Annotated in this window: 17 protein-coding genes and 5 pseudogenes; 6 read left to right on the forward strand and 16 right to left on the reverse strand. The window is 59.3% G+C overall.

Annotated elements, in window-relative coordinates; translation table 11 throughout:
• Positions 1–785 precede the first annotated feature (785 nt).
• A pseudogene (locus EN993_RS06850) lies at positions 786–2,009 on the reverse strand (IS110 family transposase).
• Between the two features lie 701 nt (positions 2,010–2,710).
• Here EN993_RS06850 and EN993_RS06855 point away from each other — a divergent pair.
• Positions 2,711–3,628, forward strand: coding sequence for a LysR family transcriptional regulator (locus EN993_RS06855; RefSeq protein WP_063170390.1), 918 nt, complete (start codon positions 2,711–2,713; stop codon positions 3,626–3,628).
• Positions 3,629–3,676: 48 nt separating this feature from the next.
• Here the strand turns inward: EN993_RS06855 and EN993_RS06860 are convergent, their stop codons facing one another.
• The 12 genes from EN993_RS06860 to EN993_RS06915 form a co-directional block, all read right to left on the reverse strand.
• Complete coding sequence (locus tag EN993_RS06860; protein WP_063169395.1) at positions 3,677–4,480, reverse strand: TIM barrel protein; 804 nt, start codon at positions 4,478–4,480, stop codon at positions 3,677–3,679.
• Between the two features lie 164 nt (positions 4,481–4,644).
• A complete protein-coding gene (locus tag EN993_RS06865; RefSeq protein ID WP_051695606.1) occupies positions 4,645–5,706 on the reverse strand; it encodes a LacI family DNA-binding transcriptional regulator in 1,062 nt (353 codons plus the stop codon).
• Between the two features lie 275 nt (positions 5,707–5,981).
• A complete protein-coding gene (locus EN993_RS06870; protein ID WP_210326678.1) occupies positions 5,982–7,265 on the reverse strand; it encodes a dicarboxylate/amino acid:cation symporter in 1,284 nt (427 codons plus the stop codon).
• A gap of 392 nt (positions 7,266–7,657) precedes the next feature.
• Positions 7,658–8,419, reverse strand: coding sequence for a sulfotransferase domain-containing protein (locus tag EN993_RS06875; protein WP_063169397.1), 762 nt, complete (start codon positions 8,417–8,419; stop codon positions 7,658–7,660).
• 283 nt (positions 8,420–8,702) lie between these two features.
• Positions 8,703–9,491 carry an ABC transporter permease gene (locus tag EN993_RS06880; RefSeq protein WP_063169398.1) on the reverse strand — a complete coding sequence of 263 codons (789 nt, stop codon included), beginning with the start codon at positions 9,489–9,491 and terminating at the stop codon, positions 8,703–8,705.
• Between the two features lie 3 nt (positions 9,492–9,494).
• Positions 9,495–10,409, reverse strand: coding sequence for a nodulation factor ABC transporter ATP-binding protein NodI (nodI, locus tag EN993_RS06885; protein WP_024505873.1), 915 nt, complete (start codon positions 10,407–10,409; stop codon positions 9,495–9,497).
• Positions 10,410–10,670: 261 nt separating this feature from the next.
• Positions 10,671–11,996: a chitooligosaccharide synthase NodC gene (gene nodC / locus EN993_RS06890; protein WP_063169399.1), complete on the reverse strand. Its 1,326-nt coding sequence runs from the start codon at positions 11,994–11,996 to the stop codon at positions 10,671–10,673.
• A gap of 15 nt (positions 11,997–12,011) precedes the next feature.
• The gene (nodB, locus tag EN993_RS06895) at positions 12,012–12,671 is read right to left on the reverse strand and encodes a chitooligosaccharide deacetylase NodB (RefSeq protein ID WP_063169400.1); all 660 of its coding nucleotides are present in this window, start codon (positions 12,669–12,671) and stop codon (positions 12,012–12,014) included.
• Positions 12,668–13,258, reverse strand: coding sequence for a NodA family N-acyltransferase (locus EN993_RS06900; RefSeq protein ID WP_063169401.1), 591 nt, complete (start codon positions 13,256–13,258; stop codon positions 12,668–12,670). Before EN993_RS06900 ends, nodB begins: the two co-directional genes overlap by 4 nt.
• An 853-nt stretch (positions 13,259–14,111) precedes the next feature.
• Entirely contained in the window at positions 14,112–15,320 is a 1,209-nt protein-coding gene (locus EN993_RS06905; protein ID WP_095790554.1) for a beta-ketoacyl-[acyl-carrier-protein] synthase family protein, read from the reverse strand.
• Complete coding sequence (locus EN993_RS06910) at positions 15,321–15,602, reverse strand: acyl carrier protein (RefSeq protein ID WP_029356603.1); 282 nt, start codon at positions 15,600–15,602, stop codon at positions 15,321–15,323.
• 785 nt (positions 15,603–16,387) lie between these two features.
• On the reverse strand, positions 16,388–16,663 hold the full coding sequence (locus tag EN993_RS06915) for a hypothetical protein (protein WP_063169403.1): 276 nt from the start codon (positions 16,661–16,663) through the stop codon (positions 16,388–16,390).
• 697 nt (positions 16,664–17,360) lie between these two features.
• Here EN993_RS06915 and EN993_RS06920 point away from each other — a divergent pair.
• Complete coding sequence (locus EN993_RS06920) at positions 17,361–17,777, forward strand: hypothetical protein (protein WP_063169404.1); 417 nt, start codon at positions 17,361–17,363, stop codon at positions 17,775–17,777.
• Positions 17,778–18,015: 238 nt separating this feature from the next.
• Here EN993_RS06920 and EN993_RS38430 read toward each other — a convergent pair whose 3' ends face one another.
• From EN993_RS38430 to EN993_RS06935, 3 genes and pseudogenes are all read right to left on the reverse strand, one after another.
• Entirely contained in the window at positions 18,016–18,507 is a 492-nt protein-coding gene (locus EN993_RS38430; protein ID WP_244514239.1) for a cytochrome c, read from the reverse strand.
• Between the two features lie 41 nt (positions 18,508–18,548).
• Complete coding sequence (locus tag EN993_RS37675; protein ID WP_127312611.1) at positions 18,549–18,782, reverse strand: hypothetical protein; 234 nt, start codon at positions 18,780–18,782, stop codon at positions 18,549–18,551.
• 9 nt (positions 18,783–18,791) lie between these two features.
• Positions 18,792–19,071: pseudogene (locus EN993_RS06935) on the reverse strand (DUF411 domain-containing protein); the annotation flags it as partial.
• An 801-nt stretch (positions 19,072–19,872) separates the two neighbouring features.
• Between EN993_RS06935 and EN993_RS37680 the strand changes: the two are divergent.
• From EN993_RS37680 to EN993_RS06955, 4 genes and pseudogenes are all read left to right on the forward strand, one after another.
• Positions 19,873–20,077, forward strand: a pseudogene (locus EN993_RS37680) (isopenicillin N synthase family oxygenase); the annotation flags it as partial.
• Positions 20,078–20,085: 8 nt separating this feature from the next.
• Positions 20,086–20,355, forward strand: a pseudogene (locus EN993_RS06945) (pyridoxal-phosphate dependent enzyme); the annotation flags it as partial.
• A 278-nt stretch (positions 20,356–20,633) separates the two neighbouring features.
• Positions 20,634–20,797 (forward strand): annotated as a pseudogene (locus EN993_RS06950) (thioredoxin domain-containing protein); the annotation flags it as partial.
• Between the two features lie 41 nt (positions 20,798–20,838).
• Positions 20,839–22,293, forward strand: a complete 1,455-nt coding sequence (locus EN993_RS06955) for a glutamate synthase subunit beta (protein WP_127262751.1) — start codon at positions 20,839–20,841, stop codon at positions 22,291–22,293.

Here is a 22,293-nt window from a genome sequence, read left to right on the forward strand (position 1 = left end):
ATGGTTGACCACGCTTTTCAAAGATCGTGAACTACATCTCCTCGTTGTGCTCGACGCACTCCGGACAAGTAACCTCATGGGCGCGGCATGCAGGATTAACCGAGCCCAGCCGGTCATGAGTGCGGCCGGCGCTCGGCTGCTCGATTTATTTGCGCGATAAGCTCGCGACCATGTCCGCGGAGGTATTCAAACTTAACGCTGCGTCCGGGAGCTCTTGCCCTCCAGTTTGCGACGCTCCCCCGCCCATCCAGTGATCGTTTATTTCGTCGGATAGTTTGACCCGGCTCTACCGAATCGCCGCTTCAGGATCATTCTTTCCGATTTCGTCACGCTCGTATTTCTGCCGCGTCCTACACCGATTGGGCGCGAACAAAACTGAGCGCCTTGGAACCCGAACCCGTGCGTCGTGACCGGGAGCATCCGGGGCGAACTCATCCGCTCGGGGGCATCGCATCACCGGACGGCGACAGGCACGGTCGACCGGCATCTCGGCATCGGCTGGGAATTCGTCCATGGTCTGCATTGGCGACGACGCTTCCTGAGGCCACGTAGCCCTTATGCCAAGCTGGGCGCCCGGGTCGAGCGCGTAATGACGACAATTGCTTCGCTGCAGGTCAAACGCTTTCCGGGCCACCTGCAAAGTCTTCACCCGGCCGTACAGCGCCCAAGACCACTGATGTGATCGACAAGAGCCTTTTTGATAAATCTGCGCTATTCTCCTGTCGCGCACGGACGACCGCGTGGCGAAGAGCAGGGTCCGAGATGAGAGCCCTGCCGCGCAGCTTCTATCGTCGCGCCTCGTTTGCGGCATCCGTGCCTACCCTCTTCGGACCTCGTGGGTTCCAACCGGCGACGAGGCGTGCATAGGCGCCCTCGGCCTGCTCCACCCAGCGGCGCTCTTCTTCCCGGTGGCTCTTTATGTTGTAGGCGTGCGCTCCCTTTTGGCCGCGCACAGCCTTGCTCCCGGCCTTGAGTTCCACATCGCGCAAGCTTCTTGGCATGCAGGGAGGGTCGAGCCCACGCGTAACTCTCGCCCTTCTCAACAGATGACAGATCACGACAGAGAGTTTGCGTGCGGTTGCCACGGCCGCGACATGCTGTCCGCGCCGGGCTCGCACGCCGCAGGGAGAAGGCTCGCAACGGTCCGGGAGCACGAGCGGCCGCCCAGGCCGCCTCGACGAGCATGCCGCGCGCATGACCACGGCCCTGCTTGGTGATCCGCCCATGGTAGGCCGGACCTGGCCGGACTGCTGGACGCTTGGGTTCAACCCGAGATAGGTCACGAGCTTCTGCGGATCGTCGAAGCGCGACACGTCGCCGATCGCCGCCCTTCATCGCCAGCGCGACGGTGATGTCGACGCCGGGAATGGTCATCAGCCGCTTCACGCCTTCATCCTCGAGAGCCGAGCGGACAAGATCGCGTTCGATGACCTGGAGGTCTTCGCCCAATCGGTCGAACTCGCGCAGATGCCCATCGATCGCGAGGCGCTCGTCCTGCGGTACGACCTGCTCGATTAACCAGGTCCGACCCTTGGCGCCGCACAGGTCAGCATGCGGGCAGGACGGATCAGGTGGCTATGAAGGATCGACTGGATGACGCTCTTCAATCGAGATCTCTGTCGGACAATCTGATTGCGCCGTGTCACCTGTCGACGCAGAGCCTGCGTCGGCTCGTCCGCAATCCAGACTTCTGGCAAGAAGCCGCTGGCATAGAGCTGCGCAAGAACGTCGGCGTCGATCGTCGTTTTGATCTTGGCATAGGCAACGATAAACACCTGTTTCGGCTTGGCGATCCCCACCTTCTTCACATGCGGCGCAACCACAGCTGCAGCGGACGTCGCGTTGCCGGTGGCCTCGATCACCCCGACATCGTTCGGCGACAGCTTCGCGGCGAACGCCGCCAGCAGATCGCGCCGCATGTCGACGCGGCCGAGTCGCCTGAGCCTGCCCTCCTCCCATGCCACTGCTTCGGCGAAGGCGCGGTGAATATCCAGTCCGATGATAAGCATGCCCGTTCCTCCTTCTTGGCTCGGTCAAAGACGGGAGCTGGCGGGCAACACGACATCTACTGATCCGCGCTCGCAGCGCATCCGGGAAAGTCGCGAGGGGCGGCCATGTAACGAGCTCGGGCTCTCAGCCCACGGTCTATTGACGGCCTGCCTGCACCTTTGTGCTCCCGGTGCCCCACGTCCCGGATGGGCTCACCATAAGGGCGTTCCAAAACAAGAACAGCAGGACGAGAAGGCACCACAGATCACATACCGGATAGCGGCAAGGCCAAGCGCTTCGTTCAGATAGGCTTGCGCCAATGGGCTTAGGCCGAGCCTACAACAGCTCTCAAAAACGCTGCCGGACTGCTGCATTGGCTCGCCGATACAATTGGCACAGGCCTCACGGCAGCTTAGGATCAAACCGCCCATCAGTCGCCTCGGACTGGAAAGGTGCACCCTATTAGGTTCCACGCCTAGCTAGGTCGGGGCCGCCGAAGACGCTGGTTGATAGACCGGCGCCATCGGCCCGGCGTTTCAAACTGCCAATCTCTGACCTGCACAGTACGAACGATTGCTCGCTTCGGCAGATCACGCGGCTCATATGTCGGACCTTAACGTCATCCATCATAAACTTTTTGCGACAAAAGATTGCAAGAATGCTAAATTGTTAAAGTCGTTTGTTTCGGTTAAAGGCATCCATCCCATGGATGGCTGATGACATGCGTTTCAAAGGACTTGATCTAAATCTCCTCGTTGTGCTCGACGCACTCCTGACGGAGCGTAATCTCTCGGCGGCGGCACGCAGGATTAACCTGAGTCAGCCCGCCATGAGTGCGGCCGTCGCCCGACTGCGCGATTATTTCCGCGATGAACTGTTTACGATAAGAGGTCGCGAAAGATTTCTAACCCCGCGTGCGGCAGCATTTGCCCCCGCAGTTCGCGACGCTCTCCAGCACATCCAGTGCTCGATTATTTCTTCGGATCCGTTTGACCCAGCTCGAGCCGATCGCCTCTTCAGGATCATTCTTTCCGATTTCGTCACGCTCGTGTTTTTCGAAAAGCTTGTGGAGCGTATTTCACGGGAAGCCCCCGCCGTCAGCTTCGAACTGCTGCCTGTCGACGATAGCCCCGATGAGCTTCTCCGGCGCGGTGACGTCGATTTTCTAATTCTACCGGATATGTTCACGTCGAGTGTGCATTCAAGCGTTGCGCTGTTTGACGAGAAGCTCGTGTGCGTAGGCTGTCCCACAAACAAGCAGCTGCCACAGCAGCTTACATTCGAGAGATACATGTCGATGAGGCACGTCGCGGTCAGGTTCGGGCGTACGATGAAGCCGTCTATCGAGGAATGGTTTTTGCTTGAGCATGGCCTTAAGAGACGTGTCGAGGTCGCCGTGCAGGGCTTCAGCATGATTCCACCTATGGTGTCCGGCACAGCTCGTATAGCGACCATGCCCTTACGGCTGGTCAGGCATTTCGAAAAAACGTTCCCCCTGCGGGTTATCGAACTTCCGCTGCCATTTCCCACATTCACCGAGACCCTCCAATGGCCGGCCCTCCACAATAGCGATCCGGCAAGCATCTGGATGCGGGAGATAATGATACAGGAGGCATCTCGGATGGCTGCCCCGCTGTGAACCCACGGAAAATTCAGGCGCACCTATAGTCACTACTCCTGTCACCATCTACTTTGACGACAATAGCCCTCGCCGGATAAAGTCGATGCTGGCGGCAAGTGCGCCTGCGAGATCGTCCAGAGAATGGACTTCCTCGACCAGCTCGAATGAGAAAGGTCCCGCGTAGCCGCCATCCAGCAGCGCCTGAATCTGGCTGCCATTGTCGGAACCTGCAAGAAAGCGATCGGGGTAAATCCAGAAGGTCGGGTCGTTTACGCTTGAAATGTGCACCAGGCCGGTAAGCTCGCAGAACAGGCATGTCTCCCCGGCCAGGGTGTGGTGGAACGTGTCGTGCACGAGGCGAAAGACGGACTGGCCATCAACCGCGGCAACGGCCTCGGCCGCTTCCTTCTTTGATCGAAGCGAGCAGGTTCGGAAACCCAGCGGCTCGATGAGACCGATCAGACCCCGCGACTGGAGGATTGGCTTGATCTCGTTTAGAGCGAAACGAAGATTGTCCTGGCGCTCGCTATTGGTGGGCCACGAGCTGCGGTTGGCCGGCACCAACACGAGCGTCTCCGCCCCGCACGCCGTCGCATAATCGGCGAGGTTGCTTGCCTCGGCCTGACGCGTTGGAGTCCAGTCGTTGAACCGCTGCAAGGCGTTGACAGAGATGATCGTGACGCCCGCTTCGGTAGCGGCCAACCGAACGTCCGCAGCCGGAATGCCGCGTGCGACAGGATTGCTGAAATGAGGGTAACGGATTTGGACGTCGGTCAGGCCTTGGTCACGGGCAAGCGCGAAAAGCGCACTGACGTCAAGGCGGGGCGCCGCCATGTGATCGAGTGCAAAGCGGGGCGATACCTGGCGCATTGCTTGACTTTCCTTCCATGAAGCGCGGCTGCCATTTCGGCATCCGGCTTCTTTCAAGACGGAACCACGCCGGTTCACAGATCGGACAGAGACGGCCGAGTCAATCGAGCTTTCCTTTCATCGGTGAAAGGAAAATGGGCGCTCATGATAGAAATCCATCAAGGTCAAATATTTTCCGGAAGATAAATGTCGAACGGCAGAAATGTCTGCCCCGGGCTCTCCGCGACGCCGGCTTTGATGGCCCGCTCCATTGCCATTATCAGCTCCTGGCAAAGTCGGCGCATTGGCGTGCCGACCGCCATCGTCAAGATGTCATCCGCAAGCGCCCCACGTGACTGCGGCGTCATTTCACTCACGATCGCGACGAGATCCTGACCGCTCCCCTCTTCTCGGAGCGCGGAAATTGCCCCCTCTATCCCCCCGCCGGCCATATAGAAGCCGACGAGCTCTGGTTCCCGCTGCATAAGATCCAGCAATTTTTCGTAAGTGAGCTGCCGTTCATCAAGGTTCACGAGCGCATCAAGCACCTCGAATTTTGGCGCGTTCTCACGAAAATACGCACGAAAGGCCGTTTCCCGCGTCGCATGCGCCTGGAAGCGATGGCTTCCGACAAACACCGCCACCTTGCCGGGCCGTTTTGCGGCCTTGGAAAACACCCAAGCGGCAGTCCGTCCGACCTTGCTGTTGTTGAGGCCGATGTAGCCCTCGCGCACGCCATCGGCGAAGTCGGATAGCAGCGAAAATACCGGGATACCTTTCGCCTTGAGCTCCTCGACTGATGCTGTGATTTTCGGGTGATCGGCCGCCACCATGGCGATCGCCTGGCAGCGGCTCCCAAGGTCCTTAAGAAGCGGGAGCAGGTCACGCGGCAAATGTGACTGCGCGAACTCGATGATCGGAAGGCCGTGGAAGGATTTAGCCATACTGACCGACTCTTCGATCTTGCGAGCGAAATCTTGGTAGAAATCGTGGGTAGGTTTTCTCAAGATGAAGCCCAGCTTGTAGTGCGGCAGGTGCTGCTGCAAGCGCTGTTTGATGAGACCGGCAGCATGATAGCCGATCGCGTGCGCGGCCGCATGGACCCGCTGGGCGGTCTCCTCTCGCACCGGAAGGCGGACGTTCAGAACCCGATCGACTGTTGCTACGCTGACTCCGGCTTCGCGGGCGAGATCGGCTATTGTGACGCGCTTTCCCCTAGCGATTCTGATCGGCCGGTCCTCCATCATCCGGTGCGCTCCCGCGACGGCTTGGGGCGGCAAGCTGAAATAGTTCCCCCACCCCGCGGATAGCGCATTCGACGAACAGCGCTCCATGCGCACCCAGATGAGTCTCCGTGAACCGTTCGTTTGCTTAGGGGCTTCATGGTGTTGTATTACTCACTGCGTTAGTACTCTATTTCCAGCGCTCTTTGGAGGCTGGCAATTCGACTGTTGTGTCAAGGCCGCTACTTACACGTCGCGCTGTTGCGATCTTGCTTGCGGGGAGCCAGTTTGATGTAACCCTAACCGCGGAAAGCGGTTTCCATCCGTGACTGGTCCAATTCGCCTTCCCAGCGAGCGACAACGAGCGATGCCACCGCATTACCGACTAAATTCGTCAGCGCGCGGCATTCCGACATGAAGCGGTCCACGCCAAGAATTAGAGCCATTCCGGCAACGGGAACACTCGGCACGACAGAGAGAGTAGCGGCCAATGTGATGAAGCCGGCGCCGGTGACGCCTGCCGCACCCTTCGAGGAAAGCATCGCAATTAGCAGCAGGAGGATCTGATCGGCAATTGACAAATCTGTGTTCGTCGCCTGGGCGATGAAGAGGGCGGCGATCGTCATGTAGATATTGGTACCGTCCAGATTGAATGAGTATCCAGTAGGGATGACGAGACTTACGACCGAACGGGCGGCGCCGGCCTTCTCCATCTTCTCCATTAGCGAGGGCAGCGCGGCCTCCGAGGAGGACGTTGCCAGGACAAGCAGCAGCTCGTCCTTGATGTAGCGGACGAGAGAAAAGATCGAGAAGCCGTTGTAGCGGCAGACCGCGCCGAGAACCCCGAACACGAAGAGGAAGGCGGTAAGATAGAACGTCGCGACCAGTATCGCGAGGTTGGCCACCGAACCGATTCCGTATTTGCCGATCGTAAAGGCCATTGCGCCGAAGGCGCCGATGGGTGCAGCCTTCATCAGAATGCCGACGAGCTTAAAAATGGGGGCGGTAAGCGCCTGGAGAAAGGTAACGACCGGCCTGCTCGTCTCTCCGGTCATCGCCAAAGCAATGCCGAACAGGACCGAGAAGAACAGGACTTGCAGGATGTCGCCTTCCGCGAAGGCACTGGCAATCGTTGACGGGATGATGTTCATCAGGAAGCTGGTCACGGACTGCTCGTGAGCCGTGGCCACATAGCCCTTAACGGCTTGGACATCGAGCGAGGCCGGATCGATGTTGAGGCCGGCGCCAGGTTGAACGATATTCGCGACAATCAGTCCGACAACGAGTGCAAGTGTCGAGAAGGTGAGGAAATAAACCATCGCCTTGGCGGCAACTCGGCCGACCTTCTGCAGATCGCTCATGCCGGCAATGCCGGTCGCAATTGTCAGGAAGATGACAGGTGCGATAATCATCTTGACGACTTTGATGAAGGCATCGCCGAGCGGCTTCAGGCTCTGGCCGGTTTCCGGATAGAGGTAGCCAATTGCGGCTCCCAGGACTATGGCGGCAAGCACCTGCACGTAGGTCCGGGCAAAATGGGGCTTGCGGGGCGCTGCGATCGCGCGGGGGACTCTTGGAACCAACACCGTTTCTCTCTCCCTGACCGGATCGGGGTGGGGGCTCCTCCTTCTCCCATGCTGCGCTCCGGTCGAGCGCTGCTGTCATCTCGGAGCAAGCGCCGTGCCAACTGGAGGCCTGTCCCGTCCAGCGAGATTGGTGCGGGTTGCGCACTGGAACCCTCCACCTTTGCCGGAATTTGCACTCAAGGCTCGCCAAAGATCGCGTCTGAAGAAGTGCTTCGCCAGAGAGGGAATTGACCAGGTCGCCTTGCGGCCGTGTCTTTGATGTCTGCCGCAGATCGACTGCCGGCCGATATCTCTGTCGTCTTGGTGACTTTGGTTTGTCAGTTTTGCGACGGAATGCGCGCAAACTGCAGGATATCCTACACGCCCATCAGAGCACGCGGTACAAGCGATTAAGCGTAGGAGCGCATTGAATCTCCGAGGTCAAAAAATCTTGAATAAGGTCCCCGTGCGAAGTGAATCCGCAACTCGTCAAAGTTCTCCACCGTTTGATCCAGCGGTCGCGTTTCCTGGCGCTGCAGGATGGCGTTATCTGATGGCTCAAGCGCTGGAACGCCCAGGAAATCCCAAACCGCTCCCAGGCATTGGGCAGGTTCGTGAAGTAGGCTCTCGTATTCCATTACAAGCAGGTTGGTCGACGTGAAGGAGTCCATAACGCGAGCGTGAAAATCGTCGGCGGCTTTGAAATAAGCCTCACAGTCGGCGATTGACAACCTGACGCTCGGTGGCCGAGCGGTATCGTTGTCCCAGCTGAACTTCAGCCAGTGACCGCTTTCCCTGGCCTGCACAAAGGATCGGAGCGATTCCAATACGTTTCGGCGAACAACAAGGATGACCTTGAGTGCTGGCCAACGAGCCAGTTCCGCAAAGAATGCGGGACGCTCGCGAAACTGAGGTTCATTGATCTTGCATCCAAGATGCGTCACATTCTTGTAGTCGCGCATAGGGCAGCGCACATAGGCAAGCTCAAGAAGCTCGCGATCCGTGCCTAGCAGGCGATCAGTGCTGGGCCAATTGGGATCATATTCGTTTAGCAACTCACCGTTACTCAAAACGGTCGGATGCTCGTTTAGCAATTCTTCTAAATAGTGTGTTCCGGTCCTTGGCATAGCAAGGATCACAAAAGGCTCAAGAGTTGCTTCGTTGTGGGTCATTGCATGTGTATCCAACTAAATAATGGCCGCGACGGTCTGTGGACGCGCACAAGAAGCTTGGCTGCTATCGATTGAACGCTCCGGGTGGGTCCGCGCCTCACCATCCAGCCTGTTCTTCGAGGTGTGGTCGCGAAGCTGGGCGGGTGCCTGCAGCGGCTGGGTGGCGCCCGGCTTCGGCGTTGTACCACTCGCGATTCCTAGCATACGCATGCCTCCGGGCCGCTGTGGGCAGTTTGCATCCGGCATTGCGGACCTCCTTCTGGTTAATGGGTGTAAGCAAGCGTCAACGCATTAGTCGTCGATGAAACAGTCCAGCCGACAGAAAAAAAGGCAATACAGCGAACATGCAAAGTGCGCCTATATGCAGCCCTACATTGTCGCCCAGGCGGCCGAGCATCACCGGACGGATTAGCTCGATAGAATTCGCCAGGGGCGAGAAGGCCGCAATCTGCTGAAACACTCCTGGCAATTGGCCGACTGGAAAAACCGCGCCCGAAAGGAACAGCATGGGTGTGATGACAAGCGTCTGATAGAAAATAAAATAGTGATAACTGGGCGCGAGCGCGATGACGAGCATGGCCAGGCTCGCAAAGGCGAATCCGGTGAGAGCGACGACCGGTAGCACGTAGAGAACCGACGTCCACGCGGCATAACCTAGCGCGGCCGCAACAATCGCAATTGTCGTACCGGCCAGAAAAGCCTTTGTGGCTGCCCAGGTCAATTCACCGAGAACGATGTCGCCGAGGGTAAGTTGTGTGTGCAGGATTGCTTCCCAAGTGCCCTGATCGCGCATTCGACCGAAAACCGCGTAAATTGTTTCGAAGGTTGATGCTGTCATCGCGCTCGTCGCAACCATGCCGGCTGCCAGAAAGGCGATGTAGGATGCACCTTCGATGCGGCCTACCAACAGTCCAAGGCCAGTGCCGAGCCCGAAAAGGTAAATCATCGGATCAGCAAGGGTGCCGAGCATTGAAGCAAATGCCACCTTCTTCCATGCCAGATGATTGCGGCGCCACACCGCCATCCAGTTCCAGGCGTTGGCGGGTAGAGCGGCCGCAAAACGTTCACCCATTGCTCACTTCTCCATCTCACGTCCGGTTAACCGCAAGAAAACGTCCTCCAGACTGGGTGGACGCTCTAGAATACGCAGACCCGCTCGACCGCGAAGCTGGATGCGCACATCCTCCGGCTCAGGCGCATAGCAAAAGAGCGTCTCGCCGCTTACCTCGACACGCTGAACGTACGGTCTGATCAGCGAAATCAGCTCCTGTGGATTACCGCCGAAGATCTCGATCACGTTGCACCCAATGTACTCGTCGATCAGCGCATGAGGACTGCCCTCGGCGATCTTGCGTCCCCGCTCGAGAACACACAGCCGATCACAAAGCCGCTCAGCCTCTTCCATGAAATGGGTGGTCAAAATGATCGTTTTTCCGCTCGCCAGCAGGAAACGAAGTCGCTCCCAGATCAGATGGCGGGCATGCGGGTCGAGGCCGGTCGTGGGCTCATCCATCACAAGCAACTGGGGGTCGTTGATCAGAGCACGTGCCAGCGTCAGGCGCCGCTTCATCCCGCCGGATAGCAGGCCGACACGTGAATCCGCCTTGCTCTCAAGGCGAGCGAACTCGAGCAGCCGTGGGATGACGGCGTTGATCTCTCTTGTACTCATGCCGAAGTAGCGCCCGAACACCAACAGGTTCTCACGTACCGTAAATTCCAGGTCGAGATTGTCGAACTGCGGGACCACGCCTATGCCCTTGCGGGCCAAGCGGCTGCGTGCCGGCACTGGTAGACCGAGGACTGTTATATCACCCGCGTCAGGCCGGGTCATACCGAGGAGCATACGCGCAATCGTGCTCTTGCCTGCGCCGTTAGGCCCCAGCAGACCGAAGCACTCTCCCGATGCAACGGTGAAGGACAGCCCGTCCACAACGAGCTTGTTTCCGAATAATTTGGTTACGCCGGTAAGGTCGATTGCTACATTGGACATGCGTCTATCTCAAGCGGAATGAGTCCGATTGGCCACCGGCAGCTTACTTGCGAATTCTGGTTCAGAGCAGGCCACCGCCTTGAGATGACACCTTTGGAAAGTCGCGGCCGGAGCGACGTGTGTATCGCTTCCGCCAAAGAATAACGTCAAGATGCCACGTGTCGCTTCCACATAGTCCCCGTTCTGACCATAGGTAACTCGACAAGCTTCACCCCGTGTCGACTGACACAACTTACTCGGTCACTCGGCGCTGCAAGGCCGTCAGACTTCACTAGCTGTGAGCGAAAGATCTGCAGTATGAAGTGACTCCGCAATTCCAGAATTGCCCGCAGCATTTGCTCCGCCAAGCGGCATCGCGCTTGTGATTTCCTTTGTGCTGCTGTTGGGCAGGGGAACACTTTTACGCGACAGCCAATCGCTATTGCTCAATGTACACAGGGCGTAAGCCTTCAAGGGGATCAACAGGAATATCCTGATTAACGCGTGCATTGAATAGCCGATGAATCGAAGCTGCCGAGTGCGGAAAGATAACACCGTAGATCTGATTATGGTCATCGTGACAATAGCCAGCACCGTCCACCAATTTACTGTATGTGAAAATAGTAACTCACCGAGCGCCGTTACTACCGCGATGCCGAGCAACAATGGGCCGAGATTCTCTCCCATCACATCCAAAGTTAGATAGCGATCCAGGCCACGCAGTAGACCTCGCGCAAGCATCGTGTCCCGGAAAGTGCTTCGTGCCCAGCGGAGTTGTTGGCGCAAATAAGGTCCCATCTTGTCCGGAACGACTGTCGCCGCGACGGCACCTGGAACGTACTCGGTTCGAAAGCCTGCTTTCAGCATGAGGATCGTAAGATGACGGTCTTCACCGAAGTCGCTTGGTTTCCCCCTGAACAGCTGCGTCTCGTATTGATCCAGCAGAGAAAGGAGACAAGACCGGCGGTACATTGCACATGGGCCGCAGCAGCACATGACCGCACCAAAGCGACCTTGCGCCGCGCGCTCCTCATTGCAAGCCAGCCAGTATTCCATATCGATCAATCGGGTCAACCAAGTGTCGCTGCGGTTGTATGCCGTCAGCTGGCCCATGGCCGCTCCGACCATGGAATCCCGCATTTTTACTGCAAGCTTCGTGATGACGTCGGACGCAAGTGTCGTGTCAGAGTCGACGCTGAGCACGAAATCTCCAGATGAGCGGCGGATGGCGGCGATCTGCGCCTTGCGTTTGCCAACATTTTCGCGGAGCAGAATGAAATTGAATCTCGGGTCGCCCTCGTAGGCGTGATGTACCGGGATGACGGCATTACGATTTCCAGAACCGTCGTCAACCAGATAGACCTGAAATGTTCCGGAGTAATCTTGATTTGCAATGGAAGCTAAACACGCCGCGAGTGTGCGCGGGTCCTCATTGTAGCAGGGGATAATGACATCCACGCTCGGCCAACGGTCGGATCCGAACAAGCTTTCCGACGGCGGCGTAACATTTTCCGGTTGGGAGTAGACCGCTTGCATGCCTCTGTAAACAGTCGAGAGCACCGCATAAGACGAAACGGCAACAGTACTGGCTGTGGTGAGAAGGTCCATAGGATCTCTGTTTGTTCAGGGATGTTGAGGAAGTGATCGGATTACAAATCCGCGGCCGTGCAATTCTGGAATTAGGCGTGACAACGCTGTCACCGTCTGGTCGCGCAGACTGGCTTGATTGCCTGGTTGCAATTCGTCGGGAGCGCACCCGTCGTGCAACAGCACGATTGCGCCCGGCCGGATATCGGCGAGCACTCTGTCGACGATGGCGTCAACGCCGGGGCGAGACCAGTCGCGTGGATCAATGGACCAATGGACGGGCGCCAATGCCTCACCCGCTAATGCAGCGATTACTTCTTCGGTCCAGATGCCATAGGGTGCACGAAAGTACCGAACCATGGCCTGCGGGCAAGCCATCCCTATGACTCTGTTTGCCTCAACTATCTGGCAGTCGACTTCGACGGACCCGCATTTAGCTAGGTCCGGATGAGTCATCGTGTGGTTGGCTATACCGTGGCCGTCTGTAATAATTCGGCGAACGAGTTCCGGCTCGTCGGCCGCGTAGGCCCCAACAACGAAGAAGGTCGCCGGCACCTGATGTTGCGCCAGCACATTGAGTATCTGCGGTGTGAAAAATGAATTGGGACCGTCGTCAAACGTCAGATAGACGCTGCGCTCTGCAATGCGATCGGCATTGTCACTCTGCCCTTCGCATATGTAGTCCAGAGGCTTCATAGTTCCGGACCGTTCCGGTCGATCAGGGTACCAGACGGCCACTCGTCCATCGAGCGTCCGATCGGCGAAACCAACACGAGTACGTCTTCCAGGCGCGTGGGCGGCAGGTCGGGATGCACATCTGGACGGGTCGACCGTACGCGAACGCCCGACACAATGTTCGCGAGGCCGGCTCTGCAGAATCTTTCGACATGGTTTCGCAGCGCGTGCCGAACCGTGCCGAAAGCGAATGGAACACCCAACTGATGGAGCACTGGGTACGCCACGCGCATCGAAAAACCGATTCCGAGCCCTTCAAGATCCGGACGAACCGCGTACAGGCCCAATTCAGCGACGATCAAGTCGACCTCGCCAACTTTGATGAAGCGCCGCAGCATGCCGATGTGAGCCGCTACCCCATGCGCGTCGTAGCCGATTGCGCGGAATTCCGGCCTCGCGCCGGCCCAACTGCGGCCGCCTTCGAATGGCTCCGCGTTGAAGGCGCCAGTCCGTCCATAGGTCTTTCGAAAAAAGTCGGAGAGTTCGACATGGTCGGCCAGTTGCAGCTCATTTTCCCAGCACAACTTCCACTCGACATTCGGACGCATGGAAGACCTCACCTTGTAGCTGTCTGGTTGAGATAAATGTCCAAGCATTGATTAAATAATTGGCGTCGCGCCAACGGGGCGTAACTTGTGGGGACCGCCGAAAGACCAAGCCGCAATGCAGATGCGACTGACTTTGTACGCCCCGCACACCAGATGATGCTCCTCAGATCCAACGCAACCATCGGAACTACCTATCTTTCCAACTTGAAGCGCTTCTATGGGACCTGCAGCAAAAACGGTAAAATCCTTTGTTTAGATGAAAGGTATCCACGCTTTGGATAACTGGGCGAATGCGTTCCATATGGCTGGTCAATTATCGTCGTCACGCTCGAGGCACTTCTGACGAAGCGCAAAGCTCACGCCCGCGGCACGCGCGGCCGTTGCCGGGCCGCGCGATTATCTCCGTAAGAGCCGAGTGGAGCTCAGACACGACGATTGATCAGAATCTGATTCGCGGGTTCAGTATCTCTTTCGTGTATCCAGCTCTGGGCTGTCCTTTGGCGGGAGTTAGGTTCGCCCAGGTTCTGAGCCTGGGGCGTTGGCCCGTTCGCCGCGCAGGCTCCTTCGCACATCGTCGAGGCCGAGAAAGAGGGGCCACACAGCTCCCCCTGTACTTTCCACCACCCGACACCAGCGCTCACCCAGGGCGCCGGCCTTGCTCACCTCAACGGATAGCGCACTCGCGCCGCTTCACGATTAAAAGAATTCTACAAGCAAGATGCCTGTTTGATCGAGAGACGTCCGCTGCCAATTCCCGCATCGCAGAGGCAGCCAATAGCGCTCGCTTTACATAGTGGTCCGGCAAGCAGCTAGATACGACAGGTGACCTCAAATGAGGCGTCTTGCATGGCTTCTACACCTGCCTGAATGCCAGAACTGCGTTCGTACCGCCCATGGCGAAGGCGTTGCTCATGGCGACGCGCACCTTGCGCTCCCGCGGCACATTGGGTGTGATGTCGAGGTCGCAAGCGGGATCTGGCTCGCGATAGTTGGCGGTCGGCGGCACGACGTCCTCTTGGATTGCCATCACGCAGGCGATCATTTCAAGCGCGCTCGCTGCGCCGAGGCAATGCGCGTGCGTGGACTTGGTGGAAGAGATGGACATCGAATAAGCGTGGTTTCCAAACACACGCTTGATCGCCGCCGTTTCAGTCTGATCATTGCTCTTGGTACCGGTGCCGTGCGCGTTGAGGTAGTCGACGTCCTCGGCATTCAGCCCGGCATCGGCAAGGCAGGCGCGCATCGCCGACGCTGGCCCCTCGACAGATGGCGCGGCAATGTGGAAGGCATCGGCGGAAAGGCCGACGCCGGCGATCTCGGCAAGAATTGTGGCACCACGCCTCGTGGCATGCTCGTAGCTTTCCAGCACGGCCATGCCCGCACCCTCGCCCAGCACCAGGCCCTTCCTATCGGCGGAGAAGGGCCGGCAGGTATCGGGTGAAAGCACGCGCATTGCTTCCCATGCTTTCAGCACGCCCCATGCGAAGGGTGCGTCGCTGCCTCCGGAAACCATTACGTCGGCCCGGCCCAGCTTGATCTGGTCCACCGCCGAGGCGATCGCATGGTTGGCCGAGGCACATGCGGAGGTCACCCCGAAGACCGGCCCGCGCAAGCCGAGGCTCAAGCTCACCTGGCCGGCGGCGGCGCTTGGCATCGTTTTGGGTACAGCGAGGATGCCAACTCGCCTCGCGCCGTCCAAAAGGAGGGCCCGGTAAGTTTCCTCCATCACATCCCAGCCCAAGCCGCCGACGCCCACTGTCGCGCCGAAGCGATGGGCATTCCCCTCGTCGCAGGAAAGTCCGGCCTGCCGCATGGCTTCGCGCGCTGCAAGCACGGCGAGCAAGCTGAAGCGGTCCATGGAGATGAGATGCCCCCGGTTGATGTCGTGCTGGGGCAGCGCCTTGATCTCAGCGCCGGTCATGCCCTCCAGGTCATGAAGCTCGGAATTGGCGATCGGGCCGATGGCGGAGCGGCCTTCGCGCATCTCTTTCCACATAGAGGCGGCCTCGGTGCCCAGTCCGCACAGGCCGCCCACTCCGGTGATAACGACGCGCCTGTCCATTCAAGCCTCCTTCGCAAGCAAGCCGCGGACGGCTTCCACGACGTCGCCGACATTCTTGAGATTGGACCAGGCATCGGCCGTGTTCATGTCGATCTTGATGCCGTAGGCCTGCTCCACATCCCAGAGGACGTCCGCCAAACCCAGCGAATCGAACCCGAGCGCGTCCAGTTCCGTGGCGATTGTTATCTCGCCGACGAATGACGCAGGCATTCCCTCACCGCTCTCCGACTCGGCGCGTTTCTTGATCAGGGCAATGACGTCCGTTGCGAATTGATCGGCCATTCTGTTTCCTGTCTTTCTTTCCCGCGTTTCGACCTGGACGCGGCTCAGTTCCTGAGGCGCGCCGCGTCGCGAAAGCCATCACGCTTGGGCAACTGACAAAGCCCAATGCTCATAAAGCCGGATCAGGTCCGGCCGGTGTGTGGCGTAGGTGCAGTATGACGATGTGAGCCGCTACACGTGCGCGTCTCCCGGTCTGTCCATAGGCTCGGAAGAAGTCGGACAGTTTGACATGGCCGGTCAGTTGCAACTCCCTTTCCCAGCACTCCACTGCCCGGTAGAGCGCATGAAAAATCTCCTTTCGGGCGGTTTCTTAAGACGCTCGCCACGCCATGAGGCAGTGGGGGCATCGGTGTCCATCAGGTGCTTCTGCCCATGCAGGATTCCAGAACATTGATGAAATCGTTTGTTTCGATGAAAGGCATCCACACTTTGGATGGTTGACCACGCTTTTCAAAGATCGTGAACTACATCTCCTCGTTGTGCTCGACGCACTCCGGACAAGTAACCTCATGGGCGCGGCATGCAGGATTAACCGAGCCCAGCCGGTCATGAGTGCGGCCTTGCCGGGTCGGGCGATAGGCAGTCATGCCCTGCCCTTCCTGCGGGTCAAGCACTCCGAAAAAACATTTCCCCCATAAATGCTAGATCTTCCGTTGCCTTTTCGCGTCACAGGCCGTCAAACGCCCGGCCGTTCACAACAGTGATCCGGCAAGTGTTTGGCTGCGCGAGACGATGCTGCAGGGAGTCGTCCTGCATGGCACTTCGCTATGATGCTGCGGTGCCGTCTAACGGCGCCTCGTGCTTGAACGCACTGAACGGCCACCGCGATCAAAATCGATGGTTCGAGGACCGTTGATCATCACCCCGCCAGCCTCGATCTTGTTTGCCGCCACGAGAGCGACACAGAGACTGCTGGTGAAGATGCCCGCCTGCCCGCTATGTTCCGGATGGTTGACCATCCCGGATGGACCCATCGAGGGTGTCAAGGCGAGCATGAGCACAGGCGCGAACAGTTCACGGGCAGGCGCGACGGTGGCCGCAAAGCAACGTCGCGCCAGCATGCGATCTCAGCAGGATCGGCACCATCCTGTCAGGGAGCAATGCGAGTGGCTGGCTTAGCCGCTGCGACGCTGCCCGGCATCGCGTTCAATTGATCTGGCGCCTTAAATGCAGGAAGGCTTCGCGGCCGGTACGAGGCGCATCCCTCCTCCGAAGCAGCACGCCCAAGTATCATCACAAGCCCCGAGCGCCCGCGTTCGGCGATGTCCAATTTCCGACAATGTCGGAATACAGTCAGATCTGCTGGATTGACTTTAAATGGTTTTCTCATTTGGCACAGCGCATGCTGGTTATCCGGAAACACGTGACCGACCAACAAGAAGTCGCATGACACAACCGAAGCCATCCATGTCTGACGGGCTGCCCAGGATACCTACTGCGACCGCGCTTGCCCGGTGACGACCGCTCCGGCTCCGCCCGTTACCGACGAGGCAAAGTGACGGATTTCCTGCGTTTCAACGACATGGAGGTGGTTGTCATTCCCGCTGGGGGACAGACTCGGCCTGTTCAAGGCATTGCGCGAAGGCGGCAAGATGACGGCCACCCGTGCGCGAACTCAAGGAGCGCAGCCTGTATCGTGTATCAGGCAAATAGGCCGTCGGTCAGTGACCTTGACACAGGGGACATGCGCAAGGTCCTGAAGTTTGATGCAGCGATAGAAGGGTGCCAATGACAACAATAGCTTACAGGAACGGAACCATGGCTGGCGACGGCCGAGCCTTGGGTTTTGACTCAGTATCCGTCGGTGAGAAAACGAAGGTGTTTCGCTTATGCGACGGCACACTCATCGGCGTTTCCTCTTCGTCCTTGGGTATTCCAAAGGCCGTTCGAGACTGGGTTGAGAAGGGCATGGATGTTTCTGATATTCCTGTGCCGCGCAACGACGACAATTTTGAATTTGAGGCGCTGATAGTGCGCAAAAATGGGGAAGCCGTATTGTTGGACGGCAATTGGCTGCCAAGTGATCCCGTGAAAGGTGAATATTATGCCATCGGGAGCGGCAAGCAGTATGCTTTGGCCGCGCTGGTTTTGGGCAAGTCAGCTAAGGAAAGCGTCGAAGTTGCCGCGAAACTCGACGTTTGGACTGGTGGCACAGTCACTGCCATAACTCACTAAACCCGCCTTTCGGCGGGAGTGTGACAGTGCGAGCGTGGAAGTAGGGCGCCACCCCGGGGCACGTCGAGCCCTGTCATGTGAGCTGGTCCATAAGCGCGCGAAAGCGTCCAGTTGTGGCCAAAAGCACGATTTGCGACAGAACCGGCCCGCTTCTATGAGTATGGGCCGCTTTTTGCGGCCAGCGTGCTTGCCATCCTGCCGCCAGTGGCCGTCGCCTTCTTCTTCCAAGGTTACCTCGTCATGAAGTAGAGCACCACGATCTTGTCGGAGAGATCGGAAGGCGGACGGCCCTTCCGTCCGCGTCGGCCAGTTCGAAAGGCGGCGCGGCCTGCTCGTCGATCGCCTGGAAGAACCTCTCCGCGCTGTCCCTCATCTTGTCGAGATCGGCGCCCGGATGGTGGGCCAGCGCGGAGGTCCCGAGGATCAGCGCCAGAAATTGAATCGCAAGCGACGGTTTCGCTTTCATGGACAATGCATTCCGGTTGGGGGCGTTCGAGGGCTCCGCGGCTAGGATTGGTCTCACTGTGTCTGCTCCCGCTCCCGGCGGCTCATCTGCCTGATAGGCGCGTTCCCGCTCGGGCCATGTGCTTTTGATGAAGGCCAGAACGGCCCGGATCTCCTCGTCGGTGAGGACATTCCCGAAGCCCGGCATGTCGCTCTGGTAGCCGCCGCCGACGACCGCGGCCGGTCCCGGCGCCGGCATGCGTCCCGAAGGCAGCGGGCTTTCCAATCGCGCTGACCTTCGCCTGGCTAAAACCGTCTTGCCTAGCGCTATCGCCGCGGCCGGGGCGCGGCCATCCGGTTGGCGAGCCAAGGCAATGTCCAGACCAATCCGAGGCCTGCCGCGGCCACGCATCGATAAGAGGACCGACGCCCTTCTCCTTTGCCGCCGCTGGAGAACAGGTATTTGATCAGCGCGGCCGTCCCGAGGACGAGCACGACGACGACAAGCAGCCACACCAGGCCCGTGCCGAACATCATCATGCCGCTCATGCATTCCATCATCGAAGCCTCCTATTCCGTGGCGTAGATGCCGCCGGTCGCGTCAGACTTTCGGATTTCGAGAATCTCGAAGGGCGCTTCCTTCGTGCCACTCATGCCGGGGGAGCCCATCGGCATGCCGGGCAGCGTCATGCCCTTTGATGTCGGGCCGCTCGGTCAAGAGCTTGTTGACCGTGCCGACCGGCACATGGCCGCTCACCACATAGCCGTCGATGAACGAGAGAAGGCAGCCATCGGCTTCCGGCGGAATGCCCTCTTCGCGGCTCATGGCGAAAAGGTCGTGAGTCGGCCTTGACGGTGATTCCTGGAAGGCCGATTCCAAGGCGAGCTGGCTTGAAGGCCGCGGTCCGGATGGTCGACTAGGCAGCTTGGTTCCACGATCGCAATGCTTGATCGCTTCATTGCAGGCCATGGGCTCTCGCCCCCTCCTTTTGCCACACGAGGCGCCAGCTCACGTGTTGTTGTTGGCGTGCGCCCCGGCAACCGCTTTCACCAGCCGCTCCAGCGATCCCGCGCGCTCCAGCTCCGCAAAGAATGATGCGGCGTGACGCTACCCAGCCGGTGCTTCTCGGCCTTCCAATTAAACTGTCTCGACGAAAGAGCCGTCTCCGTTGCTCCGGTCTCGGTGTTGAGTTCTCTAAGGCTGCGCCACACCTTGGTCCCCACGCCGGCAAATGATCTCACTATGCAGCCCGTGCTCGCACGCTCTCAAACTAATTACCGCTGCTGCAACACGCCGCCTGGCGGCCTGCACCGAAAAGCCGACAGGGGTGCATCTGAATAGCCGTGAACCCAGGTCTCAAAGACCATCCGGCGCGACGAGCGGACGCACCGCACGTGTGACACCCGCCTTGTGGGGCAGGGTTGCCTTTCTCAATCCCGGCGTTGGTCGGCGTCCCAATGAGCAGCAAGCTATTATCGGCCGCCGAATCTTAGTGGCTTCGTCGAGAGCCTCAATCAACCAAGCGGCGAAAGCCCCGCTAGAGTCTCCGCCCGCCTGTCGCTATGAAGCAGTTGCAGCCAGCGCTGCTTCAGGCGCATGAACTCGCCCGATGCAATGATTTCCGTCGCCCTGGGTCTTTCGAAGGGCACTGTTTCTATTCCCTTCTTCTTCGGCGCGCGGCTTGATGCCGACATACGGTTTCTTGACCTGCCGCCTGAACTGGCTGCCGAAGCGGGTGCCCCGCCAGCGACCCCGACAATCCCCTGTTCCGCAACTGCTGAAGAGCCGACTGCGCTCGCATCCCGATATTGCGCAACGGCACTATGCCGACATTCTGGAGACCGCAGCCGCATGAGCCTCGAGATGTTCCGCCGACCGTCGACAAAGGCGTCCTCTCGCCTGCGTCCGCCATTTGTCAGTGCTCGATCTGATTGGGGAGACGCCGGTCGTCGAACTGAAGAGATTCGATACCGGCAGGTGTCGTCGCTTCGTCAAGATCGAAAGCCAGAATCCCGGCGGATCGATCAAGGATCGCATTGCGTTGTCGATGATCGTTAATGCCGAACAGCGTGGCACGCGCGGGGCGGTACAATCATCGAAGCGACCGCTGGCAACACAGGGCTCGGCCTGGCCATCTGGCGGCACGAAGCGCGTGATCGCGTGTCCAAAAGCTGACAGCGTCAGACAAATGTCAGGTTCATTACAACCAACATCTGGGCACTGACGAGGTTTTTCGAAGCAATGGGCGCTAACTGCGCGCTGAGCGCGTTGGCATGGCTTTTGAGACTGAGTGACTGTGACTGCACTCAATGGGGCAAGACGAGCGATGCGCTCCTCCCTGAACCCGTGTGCCGTCTCTGAGAGGAAACCAGCTCGTGCAGAAACCTTTGGAAATAGCTTTGGACCGCAACGTGGTATTGCAGATGGAGTCCCCGGCTCCTTCGATTAGAGTCGAGAACTGGCTGCATGGCGAGCCCCTCACGAGCTTTGAGCCCGGCAAGTGTACATAGTCGAATTTTGGGCAACTTGGTGCGGCCCATGTGTGGACGGGATGCCCCATCTGATCCAGCTGCAGGGCGTCGCCAGGCGCACCATCTGGACAGCAGGAACTGGACTATGGGCAAGGTAACAGGCTTTCTCGAAATCGACCGGCAGGTGCACAAGTACCAGCCGGCCTCCGACCGCATCCGGCATTTCCGCGAATTCACGCTGCCGATGTCCGACAAAGAGGTCGAGAAACAGGCCGCGCGCTGCATGGATTGCGGCATTCCGTTCTGCCATGGGCCGACGGGCTGCCCGATCCACAACCAGATCCCGGACTGGAACGACCTCGTCTACAATGGCGACTGGGACAATGCGATCCGCAACCTGCATTCGACCAACAATTTCCCGGAGTTCACCGGCCGCATCTGCCCCGCACCTTGCGAGGAAGCCTGCACGCTGAACCTCGAGGACATCCCCGTCGCCATCAAGACGGTCGAGCAGGCGATCGCCGACAAGGCTTACGAGACCGGCCATATCAGGCCCTATCCGCCGGAGAAGAAGACCGGCAAGCGCGTCGCCGTCATCGGCTCCGGCCCGGCCGGCATGTCGGCTGCCCAGCAGCTCGGCCGCGCCGGCCACGACGTCCATGTCTATGAGCGCGAGAGCCGGCCCGGCGGGTTGATGCGTTACGGCATTCCCGACTTCAAGATCGAGAAGCACTATATCGACCGGCGCATCGAGCAGATGCAGGGCGAGGGCGTCACCTTCCATTGCGGCGTCAATGTCGGCGTCGACAAGCCGGTTGCCGAGCTGCTCGCCGAACATGACGCCGTGCTTTATTGCGGCGGTTCCGAAACGCCGCGCGCGGCCGGCATTCCCGGCGACGATCTCGGCGGCGTGCATGACGCGATGCCCTATCTGGTGCAGCAGAACAGGCGTGTCGGCGGCGAACCGATCCAGTCGGTGGCGTGGCCGTCGCATCCGATCCTCGCCGGCGGCCAGCATGTCGTCGTCGTCGGCGGCGGCGACACTGCCTCCGACTGCGTCGGCACCGCCTTCCGCCAGGGCGCGGTGCGCGTCACCCAGCTCGACATCCGGCCGCAGCCGCCGGAAAAGGAAGACAAGCTGTCGGTCTGGCCATACTGGGCGACCAAGATGCGCACGTCATCCTCGCAGGCCGAAGGCGCCGAGCGCGAATTCCAGGTGGCGACGCTTGAATTCATCGGCGAAAACGGCCAGCTGACCGGGGTCAAATGCTGCGAAGTCGACGAAAAGCGCAAGCCGATCGCCGGCACCGAATTCGTCATCCGCGCCGATCTCGCGTTCATCGCCATCGGCTTTGCCGGGCCGGCTGCGGCCGGAGTGGCTGGGGAATTGGAGGGTGAGATGAAGATCGCCACCGACAGCCGCCGCTCCAGGAATGTCGAGGCCAATGACCGCGACTACAGGACCAGCGTCGACAGGCTCTATGCGGCCGGCGACGTGCGTCGTGGCCAGTCGCTGGTCGTCTGGGCAATCCGCGAGGGCCGCCAGGCGGCACGCTCGATCGACGAGGCGTTGATGGGGGCGAGCGTTCTCCCGCGCTGA

The sequence above is a fragment of the Mesorhizobium sp. M7D.F.Ca.US.004.01.2.1 genome, assembly GCF_003997785.1.
GTDB classification, from domain to species: domain Bacteria; phylum Pseudomonadota; class Alphaproteobacteria; order Rhizobiales; family Rhizobiaceae; genus Mesorhizobium; species Mesorhizobium loti.